The organism is Flavobacterium niveum, assembly GCF_055231775.1.
Genome location: NZ_JBUYSX010000014.1, coordinates 1 through 3,171 on the forward strand (window position 1 = coordinate 1; position 3,171 = coordinate 3,171).

A 3,171-nucleotide genomic window follows, 5' to 3' on the forward strand; every position below is an offset into this window, starting at 1 on the left:
AAAGAAAGGCGATGACATACTCTCCCACAAGATGCAGTACCATCTGCGCAGGCGGGCTTAACTTCTCTGTTCGGGATGGGAAGAGGTGAGCCCCGCCGCAATAATCACCTTAAGTTTTTAGTTTCAGGTTTAAGGTTATTTTTGTTCAACGTTCCTATCGGTAACTTTAGACTTTAAACCTTAAACTTCTAAAACTGCAGCTTTGCTGCAAATATTTTAACATACTGAGATTGATATTCTATAAGTTTTATTTTAGAAAGTTCTTCCCTCCCGCCGAAACGGGAGGAAAAGAGGCGTACATAAGCTTACGGGTTATTAGTACTACTCGACTATGACATTACTGTCTTTACATCTGTAGCCTATCAACGTGGTCATCTTCCACGACCCTTAAAAGAAATCTCATCTTGTGGTGGGTTTCGCGCTTATATGCTTTCAGCGCTTATCCCTTCCGAACGTGGCTACTCTGCGGTGCCCTTGGCAGGACAACAGATACACCAGAGGTTCGTCCGACTCGGTCCTCTCGTACTAGAATCAGATCCACTCAAATTTCTAACGCCCGCAGTAGATAGAGACCGAACTGTCTCACGACGTTCTGAACCCAGCTCGCGTGCCACTTTAATGGGCGAACAGCCCAACCCTTGGGACCTTCTCCAGCCCCAGGATGTGACGAGCCGACATCGAGGTGCCAAACCCCCCCGTCGATATGAGCTCTTGGGGGAGATCAGCCTGTTATCCCCGGCGTACCTTTTATCCTTTGAGCGATGGCCCTTCCATACGGAACCACCGGATCACTATGCTCTACTTTCGTACCTGATCGACCTGTATGTCTCTCAGTCAAGCTCCCTTATGCCATTGCACTCTACGCACGGTTACCAAGCGTGCTGAGGGAACCTTTAGAAGCCTCCGTTACTCTTTTGGAGGCGACCACCCCAGTCAAACTACCCACCAAGCAATGTCCCCCGAAACACGGGGTTAGGCCTCAGATAACCAAAGGGTGGTATTTCAACAATGACTCCAGAACTCCTAGCGAAGCCCCTTCACAGTCTCCCACCTATCCTACACATCAATTATCCAAGGTCAATACTAAGCTATAGTAAAGGTGCACAGGGTCTTTTCGTCCCACTGCGGGTAATCGGCATCTTCACCGATACTACAATTTCACCGAGCTCATGGCTGAGACAGTGTCCAGATCGTTACACCATTCGTGCAGGTCGGAACTTACCCGACAAGGAATTTCGCTACCTTAGGACCGTTATAGTTACGGCCGCCGTTTACTGGGGCTTCAATTCAATGCTTCTCCGAAAATAACATCTCCTCTTAACCTTCCAGCACCGGGCAGGTGTCAGGCCCTATACTTCATCTTACGATTTTGCAGAGCCCTGTGTTTTTGATAAACAGTCGCCTGGACCTTTTCACTGCGGCCACGCCTGAGCGTGGCGACCTTTCTCCCGAAGTTACAGGTCTATTTTGCCTAATTCCTTAGCCATGAATCTCTCGAGCGCCTTAGGATACTCTCCTCGACCACCTGTGTCGGTTTACGGTACGGGTTCTTATAATCTAAGTTTAGAGGTTTTTCTTGGAAGCCCTTAGGCACACTATCACTTTGTCCGAAGACTCCGTGTACTATCGTATTTCACCAAGGTCTGCGCATTTAACTACAAACCCTATAGCTAGGTACTTTAACGAACTATTCCGTCAGTTCGCGGTGCTTTCATCACTCCGTCGCCCCATCACAATTATAAGAAGTACGGGAATATTAACCCGTTGGCCATCGACTAGCCCTTTCGGGGTTGCCTTAGGTCCCGACTAACCCTCAGCTGATTAGCATAGCTGAGGAAACCTTAGTCTTACGGCGTGCGGGTTTCTCGCCCGCATTATCGTTACTTATGCCTACATTTTCTTTTCTAGAAGCTCCAGCATACCTCGCAGTACACCTTCAGCGCCGCTAGAATGCTCCCCTACCACTTTTACAAGTCCATAGCTTCGGTAGTATACTTATGCCCGATTATTATCCATGCTCGTCCGCTCGACTAGTGAGCTGTTACGCACTCTTTAAATGAATGGCTGCTTCCAAGCCAACATCCTAGCTGTCTGGGCAGACAAACCTCGTTTTTTCAACTTAGCATACATTTGGGGACCTTAGCTGATGGTCTGGGTTCTTTCCCTCTCGGACATGGACCTTAGCACCCATGCCCTCACTACTGGTAAACATTTATTAGCATTCGGAGTTTGTCAGGAATTGGTAGGCGGTGAAGCCCCCGCATCCAATCAGTAGCTCTACCTCTAATAAACTAAGCCAGCGCTGCACCTAAATGCATTTCGGGGAGTACGAGCTATTTCCGAGTTTGATTGGCCTTTCACCCCTACCCACAGGTCATCCGAAGTCTTTTCAACGACAACCGGTTCGGACCTCCACTGTGTGTTACCACAGCTTCATCCTGCCCATGGGTAGATCACACGGTTTCGCGTCTACCATTACTGACTAAAGCGCCCTATTCAGACTCGCTTTCGCTACGGATCCATACCTGAAGTACTTATCCTTGCCAGCAACGGTAACTCGTAGGCTCATTATGCAAAAGGCACGCCGTCACCAATAAAGGCTCCGACCGCTTGTAGGCGCACGGTTTCAGGATCTATTTCACTCCGTTATTCACGGTTCTTTTCACCTTTCCCTCACGGTACTGGTTCACTATCGGTCTCTCAGGAGTATTTAGCCTTAGCGGATGGTCCCGCCAGATTCAGACAGGGTTTCACGTGCCCCGCCCTACTCAGGATACTGCTATCTATTACATCTATTACCTGTACGGGGCTATCACCCTGTATCGCTTACCTTTCCAGGTAATTCCAGTTCTATTTGCATAAAATGGCGCAGTCCTACAACCCCACAATTGCCGTAACAACCATGGTTTGGGCTAATCCGCGTTCGCTCGCCACTACTTACGGAATCACTTTTGTTTTCTTCTCCTCCGCCTACTTAGATGTTTCAGTTCAGCGGGTTTGCTCACCTAACGGTGTGACATGTCTTCAACATGCCGGGTTGCCCCATTCGGAAATCTTCGGATCAATCTGTATGTGCCAGTCCCCGAAGCTTATCGCAGCTTATCACGTCCTTCTTCGCCTCTGAGAGCCACAGGCATCCCCCGTACGCCCTTATTTTGCTTATTGTACTTT

2 rRNA genes are annotated in these 3,171 nt (G+C 48.8%); both read right to left on the reverse strand.

Annotated features, from left to right (window positions below):
* Window positions 1–3: 3 nt before the first annotated feature.
* Window positions 4–112, reverse strand: a 5S ribosomal RNA gene (rrf, locus tag ACZIX4_RS19900).
* A gap of 183 nt (window positions 113–295) precedes the next feature.
* Window positions 296–3,165 (reverse strand): 23S ribosomal RNA (locus tag ACZIX4_RS19905).
* Between the last annotated feature and the right edge of the window lie 6 nt (window positions 3,166–3,171).